Below are 12,677 nucleotides of genomic sequence, written 5' to 3' on the forward strand. Positions count from 1 at the left end.
CCGCGCGCGAGGATTATGGTGCGTTCGGCTTGGGTACCACGATCAGATCGCCCGCGCGCTCGCCCGGCTGCACGGTCCAGCCCGGGGCAAGGTCGAGCTTCCAGCCGTCGCCCGCGACCGTCGCGGGACTCATGCCCGCCGCGGATACGGTGGCGCGCGCATCCGTGAGCAAGGCGCCGCCGCTGTCGACCTGCAGCGCGCCCCATTCGCCGGTCAGGCGCATCGTCGGATAGACCATGCCCAGCTCGCCCAAGGGTTGCAGCGTTTGCGGATTGAACTGGCGGTTGGTTTTCTTCAGCGGCACGATCAGCACCGGGCCGTCCACCAGGCGCGCCTTGAACTCGGCCAGGCGCTTGCGCTTGGCGTTGTCGCGCAGTTCCTCCGCCGTGCGCAGCGCGCCGTCGTCGTACTGCGCGACACGCGCTTTGAGCTGAGCCGGGTCCGGCGCCGGCAGCGCCATCGCGGCGCTCAGCAGTTGGTCCAGGCGCTGGTCGGACTGCAGTTTGCCGCGCCAGGCCGGATCGCTCTCGTCCAGCAGCAGGCCGTAGGCGGGGCCGCTGGCGTAGGCGAAAGAGCGCACGAAGGTGGGCGCGGCGACGAAGGCCGACAGGTCGTGGACGGCGTAGGCGACGCGTTCGCGCGGATCGCTCAGGCCCAGTCGCACGCCGGTGTATTCGGGCACGCCTTCGTTGATTTCCAACTGACCTTCTTCCCGCGCGGCGTCGGGGAACAGGCGCTGGCGTTCGTGACGGAACAGCATCGCGTCCGCCACCGCCGCCCGTCGTTGTTCCGGCGTCGGCGCCTGCAGCGCGCGCGCCAGCGCGCGCCACTCCAGTTGCAGCAGGTAACGGCCGTCCAAGGTATCCAGGTGGCGGTTGCCGACTTCGTTGCGGGTGAGCTTGAGCTCAGGCTGGATGCGGTGGAACAGCTCGTGCGCGATCAACACTTGGCGCTGGGCCGGGTCCGTGGGCAGAGGCCACAGCAGCTGCGTCCAGCGCAGGCCCGACCACTGCGTGGGCGTGTTGGCGATGATCACGCTCTCGGGCAGCGTGCCGACGAACACCGGGCCGGCTGCGGTGAGCTGCCCCTGTGCGTCGGCGACGTTGGCCACCACCGAGCGATCGGTGTAGTCGACCAGCAGGATGGGGCCGCACAGGGATTGCCCCCACAGCGCGCCGCCGTCGCTCTCGCAGATCGCGCGAGCCTGCGCGAACACCTCGGCCGCGCCGGCCTGGTCGGGCGCGGCCGAGGCCAGGGCCGGCAGCAGCAGGGCGGTCATGCCCAAGGCCAGGGCGGGGCGGGAAAGCGCGGAAGGCAGGCGCATGAGCGTTCTCTACGATGGTTGTCGTATTTATCTACGACGCCCGTCGTATGTCAACTGCCTTGGGGAGGGGGCCTACGCGTTCCGTTACCGCGATCGTGTCCGGCCTTCTGTGGGGGCGGCGTGAGCCGCGATGCGTCAGCGCGCAAGGCGACGTCACGCGCCGGAGCCCGACCAGGTCACGATCGCGACTCACGTCGCTCCCACAGAGAGCCGCGGCAGCCAGCACGCGGCCTGGGCCTGAGGGCGCAACTCGCAGTAACGCGATAAAGCGCCCGCCTCAGTCGCGCGCATCCCAGCGAATGCGCCCATTGGCGAACACCTGCAGCGCCAGCGCCGGGCGACGGTTCGCGCCCAGCAGCACCACCGAATCGCCGTTCTGCACGATGCGTTCGCTGGGCACCGATTGGCGCTCGATCGAGGCCTGCACGACCCGACCCTGGCGGATGCGCAGCGCGAAACTGCCGGCGGGGTCGCGCGCGTTGACGACCACCGTCGGCCCGAAGCCGCTGGCGATGTACAGCTCGCGCATGCGCGCGGCGTTGAACCCCGGTGTGGCCAGCGCCGCCGCGACCGCGGCCAGCGCCAGCAGGCCGGCAGCGGTGAGCGTCCGCCGCAGCGGCGCGACCGGCGCCGCCGCGGGCATGAGCAGGCGCTGCACGCGTTCGCTCAAGGCGGCGCCGCCGGAAGACGCCATCGCGATGCGCGACGGCTCGCGCGTCTGCGCCAAACGCAGCAAGCCGCGCGCGAGCGCGGCCGGCGTGGCGCCGTGGCGCACCGCCGACGCATCGCACACGGCCTCGCGTTCCGCCGCCATGCGCCGGTGCAGCGCCCACGCCGCCGGATGGAACCAGACCCCGGCCAATGCCAGCCGCTGCAGCAGGTTCCAGGCGAAATCGCGGCGGCGCGCGTGCGCCAGCTCGTGCAGCAAGATAGCGTCGCGTTCGGCGGCCGGCGATGCCGTCATGAAATCCGCAGGCACCATCAGCACCGGCCGCCGCAGCCCGACGATCTGCGGGCAGGCGACCTCCGCCACGCGCGCGATCAACCTGCGGTGGCCCGGCACCGTGGTGCGCAAACGCTCGACCGCCGCGACCAGATCGGGCGACGGCATGCGCAGCGGCCATCGCGCCAATCGGACCAGCTCGCGCGCCAGCCGCAGGCAGTGCAGCGCCGCACCCAGCAGCCAGCAGGCCGCCACCGCCGCCGGCAAGCCGAGATACGGCGTGCCGTTCGCCAGCGGCCACAGGTCCGCGGCCGGTTTCTCGCGGGAGATCTCGCCGCCCATGGCCACGAACAGCAGGTGGAAGCCGGCAACGGTCAGTACGGGCAACGCCGCCAGCAGCGCGAAGTGCGCGCCGGCGATCCGGTAGCGCCGTTGCGGCTGGGCGGCGGGAATCGCGCGGCTCAACAGCTGCCACGACAGCCACAGCAGGCCGCCTTGCAACAGGGTCGCGAACAGGGCGAACGCCAGCAGCTCGAACACGTACGCCAGCGTGGTGGCCGCCATGCTCAGTCCGCGTCGGCTTCGAGTCGTTTGATGGCGGCTTTCAACTCCGCCAGTTCCTTCTGGTCGATCGGGCGCGCGTCCAGCGCCTGCATGGCCAGGGCCAGCGACGAGCCCGAGAACGCGCTGTCCATCCAGCCCCGCACCAGGGTGTTGAGGGTGGGGCGCTCGGACACCGCGGCCTTGTAGACGTGCTGGCGCGCGTCGGTGGCGCGCGACACCAAGCCCTTGGCCAGCATGTTCTGCAGGATCTTCAGGGCGCTGGTATAGCCGGTGTCGGTGCCGGCATAGACCGCCTCGTGGACTTGCTTCACCGTCGCCGGCCCGTCGCGCCACAGGGCGCGCAGGATGGCCAGTTCGGCGGCGGTGGGCGGCGGCTTCTTCACCGCATCAGGATGCGACGATCGTCATCGCCAGACAAGGCGAGCGCGTAGCGCGCGGCAGGAGAGGAATCGCCCGTAGGCGTGCCGTGCGGTGGCAACCGCAGCGATGCACGTGTCGTGCACGCATCCGACCGATGCGCGGCCATCGCCACCGGTCGCGACGATCGTGCGGCACCGCGCAGCCGCCCTGCGACGGCCCGTACCTGCATACTGCACCCACCGCGCTTTGCACTAATATGGTGCAATGCCCACCGATCCCGCCCCGGCGCCCGCCCTGGACAGCCTCACCACCCCGCTCGCCTGGAGCGATGCGGGCGGGGCGATCGTCGGCTGCAATGCGGCGTTTTCGCGTTGGCTCGGGGTCGGCGTGCGGCGCCTGTTGGGCTGGCCGCTGGCCAGCCTGGACGCGGGCGACGGGCGCCTGACCGCCGCGTTGGAACGCACCACCGCCGACGGCTCGCTGCGCCTGCGCCGCGCGCGCCTGCGCTACGCCGACGGCGAGGAGCGCTTCGCCGATCTGTGGCTGAGCCGGCTCGACGACGACGGCTGGCTGCTGGAAGCGCATCCGGTCGACGAGTTCCCCGGCGACGATCCGGCGCTGCTGCTGCCGTCGGCGCTGTCGGCCTCGTTGAAAGGTCTGGCCCACGAACTGCGCAATCCGTTGGCCGGCGTGAAAGGCGCCGCGCAGTTGCTGGCGCGCCGGCTGGACCAGGGCCATGCCGGCAACGGCGATTCGCGCGAGCTGGTCGGGCTGATCGGCAGCGAAGTCGATCGCCTGACCGCGCTGCTCGACCAGTTGCTGTCGCCGGCGCCGCCGCGCGCGCACGCGGCGCTGAACATCCATGCCGTGCTCGAACGCGTGCTGCGCCTGGCCGAGAGCGAGGCCGGCTGGGCGGTGCGCCTGGTGCGCGATTACGATCCCAGCCTGCCGGAATTCGCCGGCGACGCCGACCGTCTGATGCAGGCGGTGTGGAACCTGGTGCGCAACGCCATCGAGGCCGGCGCGACCCAGGTCAGCCTGCGCACGCGCGCCGAGCACAGCGTGCGCATCGCCGACGCGGTGCACGCGATCGCGCTGCGCCTGGACATCGGCGACGACGGCCGCGGCGTGCCGGACGAGTTGGCCGAGCAATTGTTCCTGCCGCTGGTGTCCGGCCGCGCCGAAGGCAGCGGCCTGGGCTTGGCGCTGGCGCAGCAGGTCGCGCGCGAACATCGCGGCTCGCTCGCGTATCGCTCGCGTCCGGGCCACACCGTGTTCACCCTGTTGTTGCCGATGCCGATAGAACCGGAGGCGCCGCCCGCATGAGTCCGACCTCCGCCTCCGCCCGCGTGTGGGTGGTCGACGACGACCGCAGCGTGCGCTTCGTGCTCGCCACCGCCCTGCGCGAGGCCGGTTACGCCGTCGACGGTTTCGAGAACGCGCACGACGTGCTCGATGCCCTGGCCGCGCGCGGCGCGCCGGACTTGCTGTTCACCGATGTGCGCATGCCCGGCGACGACGGCCTGGTCCTGCTCGACCGCCTCAAGGCCGCCGCGCCGCGCCTGCCGGTGATCGTGATGAGCGCCTACACCGACGTGGCCAGCACCGCCGGCGCGTTCCGCGGCGGCGCGCACGAGTTCCTGTCCAAGCCGTTCGATCTGGACGACGCGGTCGCGCTGGCCGCGCGCGCGCTGGGCGCCGAACAGGGCACGGCCGACACCGTCGAAGCCGGCGCCGAAGCCGGCGCGGCCGACGCCCTGATCGGCGACACGCCGGCCATGCGCACGCTGTTCCGCGCCATCGGCCGTCTTGCCCAAGCGCCCTTGTCGGTATTGATCACCGGCGAGACCGGCACCGGCAAAGAGTTGGTCGCGCGCGCGCTGCACCGCGAGTCGCCGCGCGCGTCGCGGCCGTTCGTGGCGCTCAACACCGCCGCGATTCCGGCCGAGCTGCTGGAAAGCGAATTGTTCGGCCACGAGGCCGGCGCCTTCACCGGCGCCCAGCGTCGCCACATCGGCCGCTTCGAGCAGGCCGATGGCGGCAGTCTGTTCCTGGACGAAATCGGCGACATGCCGCTGCCGCTGCAGACGCGTCTGCTGCGTGTGTTGGCCGAGGGCGAGTTCTTCCGCGTCGGCGGACGCGAGCTGATCCGCGTCGACGTGCGCGTGATCGCGGCCACGCACCAGGACCTGGAGGCTTTGGTGGGCGCGGGCCGCTTCCGCGCCGATCTGTTGCACCGCCTCGACGTGGTGCGGCTGCGCCTGCCGCCGCTGCGCGAACGGCGCGCCGATATCGGCCAGCTGGCCGAGCGTTTCCTAGCCGCGGCCGCCGCCAAGTTCGCGGCCGCGCCCAAACGCCTGTCCAAGTCCGCGCTGGAACGGCTGCAGGCGCACGACTGGCCTGGCAACGTGCGCGAATTGGAGAACGTGTGCTGGCGGCTGGCCGCGCTGGCGCCGGGCGACAGCATCAGCCGCGCCGATCTGGACGAGGTGTTATCCGCCGGCGCCAGCGCGCGCCGCGACGACGACTGGGATGCGCGCCTGGCCGCATGGGTGCGCGCGCAGTTGTCCGAAGGCGCGCAGGACATCCACGCGCAGGCGCGCGAGCGCTTCGACCGCGCGCTGCTGGAGGCCGCGCTGGAGCACACCGGCGGGCGCCGCACCGAAGCGGCGGCGCGTCTGGGCCTGGGCCGCAACACGCTGACCCGCAAGCTCGGTTCCGGACGCAAGCGCAGTTAGTTTCACCGGCGCTGAACCGGCGCCGCGCTAGCGTGCCGCTGCCGCTATTCGAATTCGTATTCCATCGTCATCGTACTGAGGAGCCGTCATGAACACCGCCGCCCGTATCGCCCTGACCGCCATCGCCGCCGCGGCCCTGACCGCCTGCGGTTCGGCGCCGAAGAAGACGACCGCGCCGCCGCCGCCCAAGCCGGTGTCCACCGCGCAGTCGGGTCAGGCGATCCTGGCGTCCGCCTCGGGCAGCCTGGTCAGCGGCAAGCTGAAGATCGTGCCCACCGCCGACGGTGTGCGCCTCACCGGCGTGGTCGGCGGTTTCGCGCCCAACAGCGTGCATGCGATCCATATCCACGAGAAAGGCGATTGCAGCGCCGTCGACGCCAGCAGCGCGGGCGGGCATTTCAATCCGGGCATGAGCGCGCATGGCAAGGTCGACAGCGGCACCCACCACGGCGGCGACATGGACAATCTGGTCGCCGATGGCGAGGGCGTGGCCAAGGTCGATGCGCATGCGCGCGCGGTGACCTTGGGCGGCGGCGCGGGCAACGACGTCGCCGGTCGCGCGGTGGTGGTGCATGCGGCGCCCGACGACTACGCCAGCCAGCCGGCCGGCAATGCCGGTGCGCGCATCGCTTGCGGCGTGATCTCGATTTCGCATTGATGCAGCGGGCGGCCGGCGTCGCGCGCCACGATGCGCGGCGTCGGCTCGCACCATCGCTTTTGCGAGCCCTATCCACGCGCTGCGATGTCGCGCTAGTCGAGCACGACCGCGCCGCATCGCGCGCTTATCCTGTTAACCATTACTTGCCGACCCCACGCCCATGACCCGCCTGCGCATCCGCGACGCCGAACCCGCCGACCGCGACCTGATCGCCGACTGGATGATCGCGATGGCCTGGGAGACCGAACACAAGCGGCTGGATCCCGACACCGTGCGCGCCGGCGTCGAGGCCGGCCTGGCCGATGCGGCCAAGGCGCGCTACTTCGTGGCGATGCGCGAGGTCGAGGTGGCCGGTCGCGAGACCATCGCGGTGGCGGCGGGCACGCTGATGTTCACCCACGAGTGGAGCGACTGGCGCAACGGCGATTGGTGGTGGATCCAGAGCGTCTACGTCGCGCCCGAGCATCGTCGCCAGGGCGTGTACCAGGCCATGCACGGCCATGTCGCGGCGCTGGCGCAGGCCGCGCCGGGGGTGATCGGCTTGCGCCTGTACGTGGAGCGCGCCAACACCGCCGCGCAGAGCACCTACCGCGCGCTGGACATGGACGATGCGGGCTACGCGATCTTCGAGACCGAATTCGGCAAGGGCTGAAGCGCGGGCGCGTGGGGACATCGCGGCTCACGCCGCTCCCACAGACAGCCATATCGCTTGCCCAGGCGCTGCGTCGACCGGAGCAGTCGTGCTTGCGACGGTAGGAGTGGCGTGAGCCGCGACCCGGAAATTCGCACGGCGGCGCGACCTGCGCTGGCTTCGGCTACATCACGGTCGCGGCTCACGCCGCTCCTACCCCAAAGCCGGGTACGCCACGCATTCGACTTACCCCAAGGCGCGGGCTAGGCACGGCCTTCTGTGGGAGCGGCGTGAGCCGCGATTACGCAGCGCGGTGAACCGCGGATTGCGAGCCGCCGCCCGCCTTAAAGCTGCCCGCGCGCGTCGACGCCGTCGTCGCAATGCACGAACGTGGCCGGGATGCCGTGCGCGCCCAGCACCGCGGCGATCTGGCGCAGGCGCGCCTCGAAATGCTGGTAGCGGCGGTTGAGTTGGGCGCGGCACTCGTCGCTGTCGCACGGCGCCTCGGGCGCATAGCGCGCATGCCAGGCCGGCGGCGAGAACAGCGCGATCCGCGCCTCGCCCTGCGCGTAGCGGATCAGCGGCTCCGGCGGCGCGTCCAGCCATTCCTCGCCGTCGGGCTGCAGCAGCGCGGTTTCCAGGATCGGCCACAGCGGGGCCAGGCCGGCGTGCTCGTATTGCATGGCCATCATCGCGGCCAGATCGTGCACCGTCAGATAGCGCGCGTGCTCGACCTGCAGGCCGAACGCGTCCTGCGCGGCCAGGGCGGTGTCGGCGCCGGCCATGCCGCGTTCCAGCAGGGTGCTTTCGAAGGCGTCGCCGACGCGCGCGGCGGTGTCGGGATCGCCGCCGAGCAGGAACGGCACCAGCCGCAGCGGGCCGCCGGCATAGTCGGGCGAGGGCGCCAACGTGCCGGGCAGGCGGTCCTCGTGGGCGCCGAAGGCGACGATCCGGCCCTCGGACTCGCGCCGGCCGGGCGCGCGTGCGGCCAGCTGGTCGAGCTCGTGATGCAGCGGCCAGCCGGGGCGCAGCACCTCGATCGGGTCGTAATGGGCGCCGACCACGACCAGCTCCAACGCCGCGGCCTGCGGCGAAAAGCCGGCCAAATCGCGTGCGATCAGGTCCGCCAGGGCGCCGACCTGGGCCTGGGACAGGGCCTGGCGGGCCACCGCGGCGTCGCCGCGCAGCTCCAGCGCGAGCGCCCCGAGCACGTGCAGGGGGGCGGGCGGCGCGGGGCGTGGGCTGGCGTCTGAGGTCATGGGCGGGCTTGGATACGCTGGCGTTTGGTTGCGCGCGGAGGCGGCGCTACACTGCACCATTATGCCCGCGATGATGTTGCGGGCCGGTCTTTATCCCGCCAGCCGAGGTATTCCGATGCGTCCTGTCCGTCCCGTCGCCGTGCTCGGTGGCGTTCGCATTCCGTTCTGCCGCCAGAACACCGCCTACGCGGACGTCGGCAACCTCGGCATGTCGGTACGGACCCTCGGCGCTCTGGTCGAGAAGTTCGGCCTGCACGGCCAGCAGCTGGGCGAGGTCGCGATGGGCGCGGTGATCAAGCACAGCAGCGACTGGAACCTCGGCCGCGAGGCCGCGCTGTCCTCGGGCCTGTCGCCGCTGACGCCGGGCATCACCCTGCAGCGCGCCTGCGGCACCTCGCTGGATTCGATCGTGACGATCGGCAACAAGATCGCCACCGGCCAGATCGAGGTCGGCATCGGCGGCGGTTCCGACACCACCTCCGACGTGCCGATCGTGTACGGCAAGCGTCTGCGCAGCCGTCTGTTGCAGGCCGCGCGCGCCAAGACCACCAAGGGCAAGCTGGCCGCGTTCAAGGGCTTCCACCTGCGCGAGCTCAAGCCCGAGTTCCCGGGCGTGGCCGAGCCGCGCACCGGCAAGAGCATGGGCGACCACTGCGAGGACATGGCCAAGGAGTGGAACATCTCGCGCGACTCGCAGGACGAGTGGGCGCTGTCCTCGCACCAGAAGCTGGCCGCCGCCTATGAGCGCGGCTTCTTCGAGGATCTGGTGGTCAGCTTCCGCGGCGTCTCGCGCGACAACAACCTGCGCGGCGACAGCACGTTGGAAAAGCTGGCGACGCTGAAGCCGGCCTTCGACAAGACCTCCGGCCGCGGCACCCTGACCGCGGCCAACTCCACCCCGCTCACCGACGGCGCCGCGGCCTGCCTGCTGGCGTCGGAGGAGTGGGCGCGCGCGCACAACCACGAAGTGCTGTGTTACCTGCGCGATTCGCAGGTGGCGGCGGTCGACTTCGTGCACGGCGAGGGCCTGCTGATGGCGCCGACCGTGGCGGTGCCGGAGATGCTCAAGCGCAACGGCCTGACGCTGCAGGATTTCGACTTCTACGAGATCCATGAGGCTTTCGCCGCGCAGGTGCTGTGCACGCTGCGCGCCTGGGAGAGCGAGGACTACTGCAAGAACCGCCTCGGCCTGGACGCGCCGCTGGGCCGCATCGATCCGGCCAAGATCAACCCCAACGGCTCCTCGCTGGCGGCCGGGCATCCGTTCGCCGCGACCGGTGCGCGCATCGTCGCCACCGCCGCCAAGGAACTGAAGCAGCGCGGCGGCGGCCGTTGCCTGATCTCGATCTGCACCGCCGGCGGCATGGGCGTGGTGGCGATCCTGGAGCGCTGAGGCGCGATGGTAGGCCAGGGCCGGCACTAGGCCCTGTAGCAGCGGCGTCCCGCAGGGATTTCCTTCGCTCGTAAGCCGCGACCTGCGGAACCGCGCGGCGGCGTGACCTGCATGGCCTCGGCTGCATCACGGTCGCGGCTCACGCCGCTCCTACCCCAAAGCGCGTAGCTACACCTCTCTCTGTAAGAGCGGCGTCCCACAGGGATTTCCTTCGTTCATAAGCCGCGACCCGGAAGTCCGAGCGGCGGCGTAACCTGCACGGCTACGGCAACATCGCGGCTCGCGCCGCGCCTACCCCAGAGCTATTGCGCCCCAGCCGCCACTTAGGCCCCGCATGAATCCCGACGCGCTGCAGGCCGACATCGTCACCCTCGAGGTCGACGCCATCGTCAACGCCGCCAACAGCAGCCTATTGGGCGGTGGCGGCGTCGACGGGGCGATCCACCGTGCCGCCGGACCGGAGCTGGTCGCCGAATGCCGCTTGCTCGGCGGCTGCAAGCCTGGCGAGGCCAAGCTCACGCGCGGCTACCGCTTGCCGGCACGCCACGTGATCCATACCGTCGGACCGGTCTGGCGCGGCGGCGACCACGGCGAGGCGCAGACCCTGGCGGCGTGCTATCGCAACGCGCTGGCCATCGCGCAGCGGCACGGGCTGGAATCGATCGCGTTCCCGTCGATCAGCACCGGCATCTACGGCTATCCGATCGAAGCCGCCGCGCGCATCGCGATCGCGACCGTGTCCGCGGCACTGGTCGCGCAGGCGCGACCGCCGCGCGTACGGTTCTGCTGTTTTTCCGCCGCCGACCTGGCGGTGTATCGCGCATTGCTCGCAAGCGGCTAGGCAAGCGCCGCGGACGCGCCGTATCCTCGCCGGCACAGGCGCGGCGCGCCGCCATGGGGATGGCGGGCGCAGGCGGCGCGTCCATCGGCCCGACGGCGTACGGACGCGGCCGCGATCGCCAAGGACAGGGGAAGCGATGACCGCATTCAATCCGTATCAGGCGCCGAAAGCGCCGCTGTACGTCGCGCCGACCCGGCTCGAGCTCGACGGCGATTGCTGGCGCGAAGGCTCGGTGCTGGTGGTGCGCGCGGAGTGCAAGCTGCCGCAGCGCTGCATCAAGTGCAATGCGCCTGCGCTGCAGCCGATCAAGCACCGCCGTTACTACTGGCATTCGCCGGCGTGGTACCTGCTGATCCTGTTCAACCTGCTGATCTATCTGCTGGTCGCGGTGCTGGTGCGCAAGCAGGTGCGCGTCAGCGCGGGGTTGTGCGCGCGCCACCTGCAACGGCGGCGGATCGGCCTGGGCCTGGCCCTGCTCAGCGCGCCGCTGGGCATCGCGCTGATGTTCGTCGGCGTGGATCAGCAGCGCGGTTGGGTGATCCTGGCCGGCGCGGTGAGCCTGTTGACGCTGCTGCTGGTCGGCGTGGGCATGGCGCGCATCCTCGCGCCCAGCCACATCGGCCCGGTCTACACACGCTTCAAAGGCTGCGGCCCGCAGTTCCTGGCGAGCCTGCCGACCTACCTGGGCGGGCGCTGAGGCGCGCGAGGGTTCAGCCGCGCAGGCGCGGCATGCCGTGTTCGTCGCGTTCCTCGACCACGGCCTCATCGAAGATCTTCTGGCGCAGGTCCCGGCCCGGCAGCTCCTCGGCCGCTTCGCCGCGCGCGGCGCGCAGGGCGTTGGCATAACTCAGGCGCGCGCGCGCATCGTCGCCGGCGGCGGCGAACCCGTGGCCCAGCTCTTCCCAGGCTTCGCTGTTGGCGCCCTGCGCCAGCGCGCGATGCAGATAGGCCTCGGCCTGCGGCCACTGGCCCTGCGCGCGCGCCAGCTGCGCCAGCGTCACCAGCAGCGCCGGACTGGCCGGGTGCGCGGACAGCCAGCGCTCGGCGTTGCTGCGGCGCGCGTCCAGGCGGCCGATCGGCAGGCGTCCGTAGAGCGCGGCCAGCGACTCGTCCCAGCGCGTGTCCAAGGCCTGTTCCAGACTCTTGGCCGCGGCTTCTTCCCAGCGCAGCGCGGCGGCGCGCTCGGCATAGGCGCCGACGGCGGCGGGCTCGCTCTTGAGCGGCTTGGGCAAGGCTTCCCAACGATCGGCGAGCACGTTGGCGTCGGCGGCTTCGCGCAGAGAGGCTTCCGCCCACTGCGCTTCCAGCCGGCCCAGGCGCTCGGCCGGCACCGCCTGTTGCTGACGCAGCGCGCCCAGCAAACCGTAGGCCTCGCCGGCGCGGCCCAGCGCGGCCAACGCGCGCGCGCGCAGGATCAGGCCGCGCGGCGGCAACGGTTGCGCGCCCGGCGCATCCAGCGCGGCCAGGGCATCGGCGGCGCGGTCGTCGGCCAGCGCCAGTTCGGCCGCGGCGATCGCGCGTGCGGTCGGGTGGCCGCTGTTGCCCAGCGTGTCCAGGTGCTGCGCGCTGGCGGTGGCATCGCCGCGCGCGGCGGCGGCTTGGGCGGCGCCGACGTGCGCGATCGCCGCGACCTCGTCGCTGCGCGCGGCCAGGGCCAGCGACTTCTCGGCGCGCGACCAGTGCCCCTGATGCAAGGCGTCCAGACCATCGATCAGACGCGCGCGTGCCTGCTTCTTGCGGTGCCGGCGCACGGCGGCGAACGGCAGCGACAGCACCTTCCAGGCCAGCCACAGGCCGATCAGGGTCGCGCCGGCGATGAGGATCGCCTTGGGGACGTTGGTGGTGTAGTCGTTGCCGCCGTAGCGCACCAGCACATAGCCCGGGTCCTGCACCAACAGTTGTGCGACCAGGGCGCCGGCCAGGGCCAGCACGATCCAGAACAGCAGGTTGCGGAACAGATTCATCC

General features: G+C 71.6%; 12 protein-coding genes. 7 read left to right on the plus strand and 5 right to left on the minus strand.

Annotation, left to right across the window (positions count from 1 at the left end):
* Window positions 1-13 precede the first annotated feature (13 nt).
* From LVB77_RS02315 to LVB77_RS02325, 3 genes are all read right to left on the minus strand, one after another.
* Window positions 14-1,324: a hypothetical protein gene (locus tag LVB77_RS02315; protein ID WP_232908615.1), complete on the minus strand. Its 1,311-nt coding sequence runs from the start codon at window positions 1,322-1,324 to the stop codon at window positions 14-16.
* Between the two features lie 277 nt (window positions 1,325-1,601).
* The gene (locus LVB77_RS02320; protein WP_232908616.1) at window positions 1,602-2,831 is read right to left on the minus strand and encodes a M56 family metallopeptidase; all 1,230 of its coding nucleotides are present in this window, start codon (window positions 2,829-2,831) and stop codon (window positions 1,602-1,604) included.
* Window positions 2,832-2,833: 2 nt separating this feature from the next.
* Window positions 2,834-3,214 (minus strand): BlaI/MecI/CopY family transcriptional regulator, encoded by a 381-nt coding sequence (locus LVB77_RS02325; RefSeq protein ID WP_232908617.1) that lies wholly within the window; start codon window positions 3,212-3,214, stop codon window positions 2,834-2,836.
* Between the two features lie 241 nt (window positions 3,215-3,455).
* Here LVB77_RS02325 and LVB77_RS02330 point away from each other — a divergent pair, with 241 nt between their 5' ends.
* The 4 genes from LVB77_RS02330 to LVB77_RS02345 all read left to right on the plus strand — a co-directional run bounded on the left by LVB77_RS02330 (window position 3,456) and on the right by LVB77_RS02345 (window position 7,239).
* Window positions 3,456-4,517: an ATP-binding protein gene (locus tag LVB77_RS02330; protein ID WP_232908618.1), complete on the plus strand. Its 1,062-nt coding sequence runs from the start codon at window positions 3,456-3,458 to the stop codon at window positions 4,515-4,517.
* On the plus strand, window positions 4,514-5,929 hold the full coding sequence (ntrC, locus tag LVB77_RS02335) for a nitrogen regulation protein NR(I) (RefSeq protein WP_232908619.1): 1,416 nt from the start codon (window positions 4,514-4,516) through the stop codon (window positions 5,927-5,929). The genes LVB77_RS02330 and ntrC overlap by 4 nt, the downstream gene beginning before the upstream one ends.
* Before the next feature lie 88 nt (window positions 5,930-6,017).
* Entirely contained in the window at window positions 6,018-6,587 is a 570-nt protein-coding gene (locus tag LVB77_RS02340) for a superoxide dismutase family protein (protein ID WP_232908620.1), read from the plus strand.
* Between the two features lie 160 nt (window positions 6,588-6,747).
* Window positions 6,748-7,239 carry a GNAT family N-acetyltransferase gene (locus tag LVB77_RS02345; RefSeq protein WP_232908621.1) on the plus strand — a complete coding sequence of 164 codons (492 nt, stop codon included), beginning with the start codon at window positions 6,748-6,750 and terminating at the stop codon, window positions 7,237-7,239.
* A 323-nt stretch (window positions 7,240-7,562) separates the two neighbouring features.
* On the opposite strand, the gene LVB77_RS02350 is transcribed toward LVB77_RS02345, so the two are convergent.
* A complete protein-coding gene (locus LVB77_RS02350; RefSeq protein ID WP_232908622.1) occupies window positions 7,563-8,477 on the minus strand; it encodes a hypothetical protein in 915 nt (304 codons plus the stop codon).
* A 115-nt stretch (window positions 8,478-8,592) separates the two neighbouring features.
* On the opposite strand from LVB77_RS02350, the gene LVB77_RS02355 reads away from it, so the two are divergent.
* From LVB77_RS02355 to LVB77_RS02365, 3 genes are all read left to right on the plus strand, one after another.
* A complete protein-coding gene (locus LVB77_RS02355; protein ID WP_232908623.1) occupies window positions 8,593-9,870 on the plus strand; it encodes an acetyl-CoA C-acetyltransferase in 1,278 nt (425 codons plus the stop codon).
* Between the two features lie 334 nt (window positions 9,871-10,204).
* Entirely contained in the window at window positions 10,205-10,711 is a 507-nt protein-coding gene (locus tag LVB77_RS02360) for an O-acetyl-ADP-ribose deacetylase (protein ID WP_232908624.1), read from the plus strand.
* 136 nt (window positions 10,712-10,847) lie between these two features.
* Complete coding sequence (locus tag LVB77_RS02365) at window positions 10,848-11,408, plus strand: hypothetical protein (protein ID WP_232908625.1); 561 nt, start codon at window positions 10,848-10,850, stop codon at window positions 11,406-11,408.
* Between the two features lie 13 nt (window positions 11,409-11,421).
* Here the strand turns inward: LVB77_RS02365 and LVB77_RS02370 are convergent, their stop codons facing one another.
* Entirely contained in the window at window positions 11,422-12,675 is a 1,254-nt protein-coding gene (locus LVB77_RS02370) for a heme biosynthesis HemY N-terminal domain-containing protein (RefSeq protein WP_232908626.1), read from the minus strand.
* Between the last annotated feature and the right edge of the window lie 2 nt (window positions 12,676-12,677).

The organism is Lysobacter sp. 5GHs7-4, assembly GCF_021284765.1.
Taxonomy (GTDB): Bacteria; Pseudomonadota; Gammaproteobacteria; order Xanthomonadales; family Xanthomonadaceae; genus Lysobacter.

What these genes read in the sequence shown, in the direction of transcription:
- LVB77_RS02315 (WP_232908615.1), bottom strand. Translation starts at nt 1,324, where the DNA reads ATGCGCCTGCCTTCCGCGCTTTCCCGCCCCGCCCTGGCCTTGGGCATG.
- LVB77_RS02320 (WP_232908616.1), bottom strand. Translation starts at nt 2,831, where the DNA reads ATGGCGGCCACCACGCTGGCGTACGTGTTCGAGCTGCTGGCGTTCGCC.
- LVB77_RS02330 (WP_232908618.1), top strand. Translation starts at nt 3,456, where the DNA reads ATGCCCACCGATCCCGCCCCGGCGCCCGCCCTGGACAGCCTCACCACC.
- ntrC (WP_232908619.1), top strand. Translation starts at nt 4,514, where the DNA reads ATGAGTCCGACCTCCGCCTCCGCCCGCGTGTGGGTGGTCGACGACGAC.
- LVB77_RS02340 (WP_232908620.1), top strand. Translation starts at nt 6,018, where the DNA reads ATGAACACCGCCGCCCGTATCGCCCTGACCGCCATCGCCGCCGCGGCC.
- LVB77_RS02345 (WP_232908621.1), top strand. Translation starts at nt 6,748, where the DNA reads ATGACCCGCCTGCGCATCCGCGACGCCGAACCCGCCGACCGCGACCTG.
- LVB77_RS02350 (WP_232908622.1), bottom strand. Translation starts at nt 8,477, where the DNA reads ATGACCTCAGACGCCAGCCCACGCCCCGCGCCGCCCGCCCCCCTGCAC.
- LVB77_RS02355 (WP_232908623.1), top strand. Translation starts at nt 8,593, where the DNA reads ATGCGTCCTGTCCGTCCCGTCGCCGTGCTCGGTGGCGTTCGCATTCCG.
- LVB77_RS02360 (WP_232908624.1), top strand. Translation starts at nt 10,205, where the DNA reads ATGAATCCCGACGCGCTGCAGGCCGACATCGTCACCCTCGAGGTCGAC.
- LVB77_RS02365 (WP_232908625.1), top strand. Translation starts at nt 10,848, where the DNA reads ATGACCGCATTCAATCCGTATCAGGCGCCGAAAGCGCCGCTGTACGTC.
- LVB77_RS02370 (WP_232908626.1), bottom strand. Translation starts at nt 12,675, where the DNA reads ATGAATCTGTTCCGCAACCTGCTGTTCTGGATCGTGCTGGCCCTGGCC.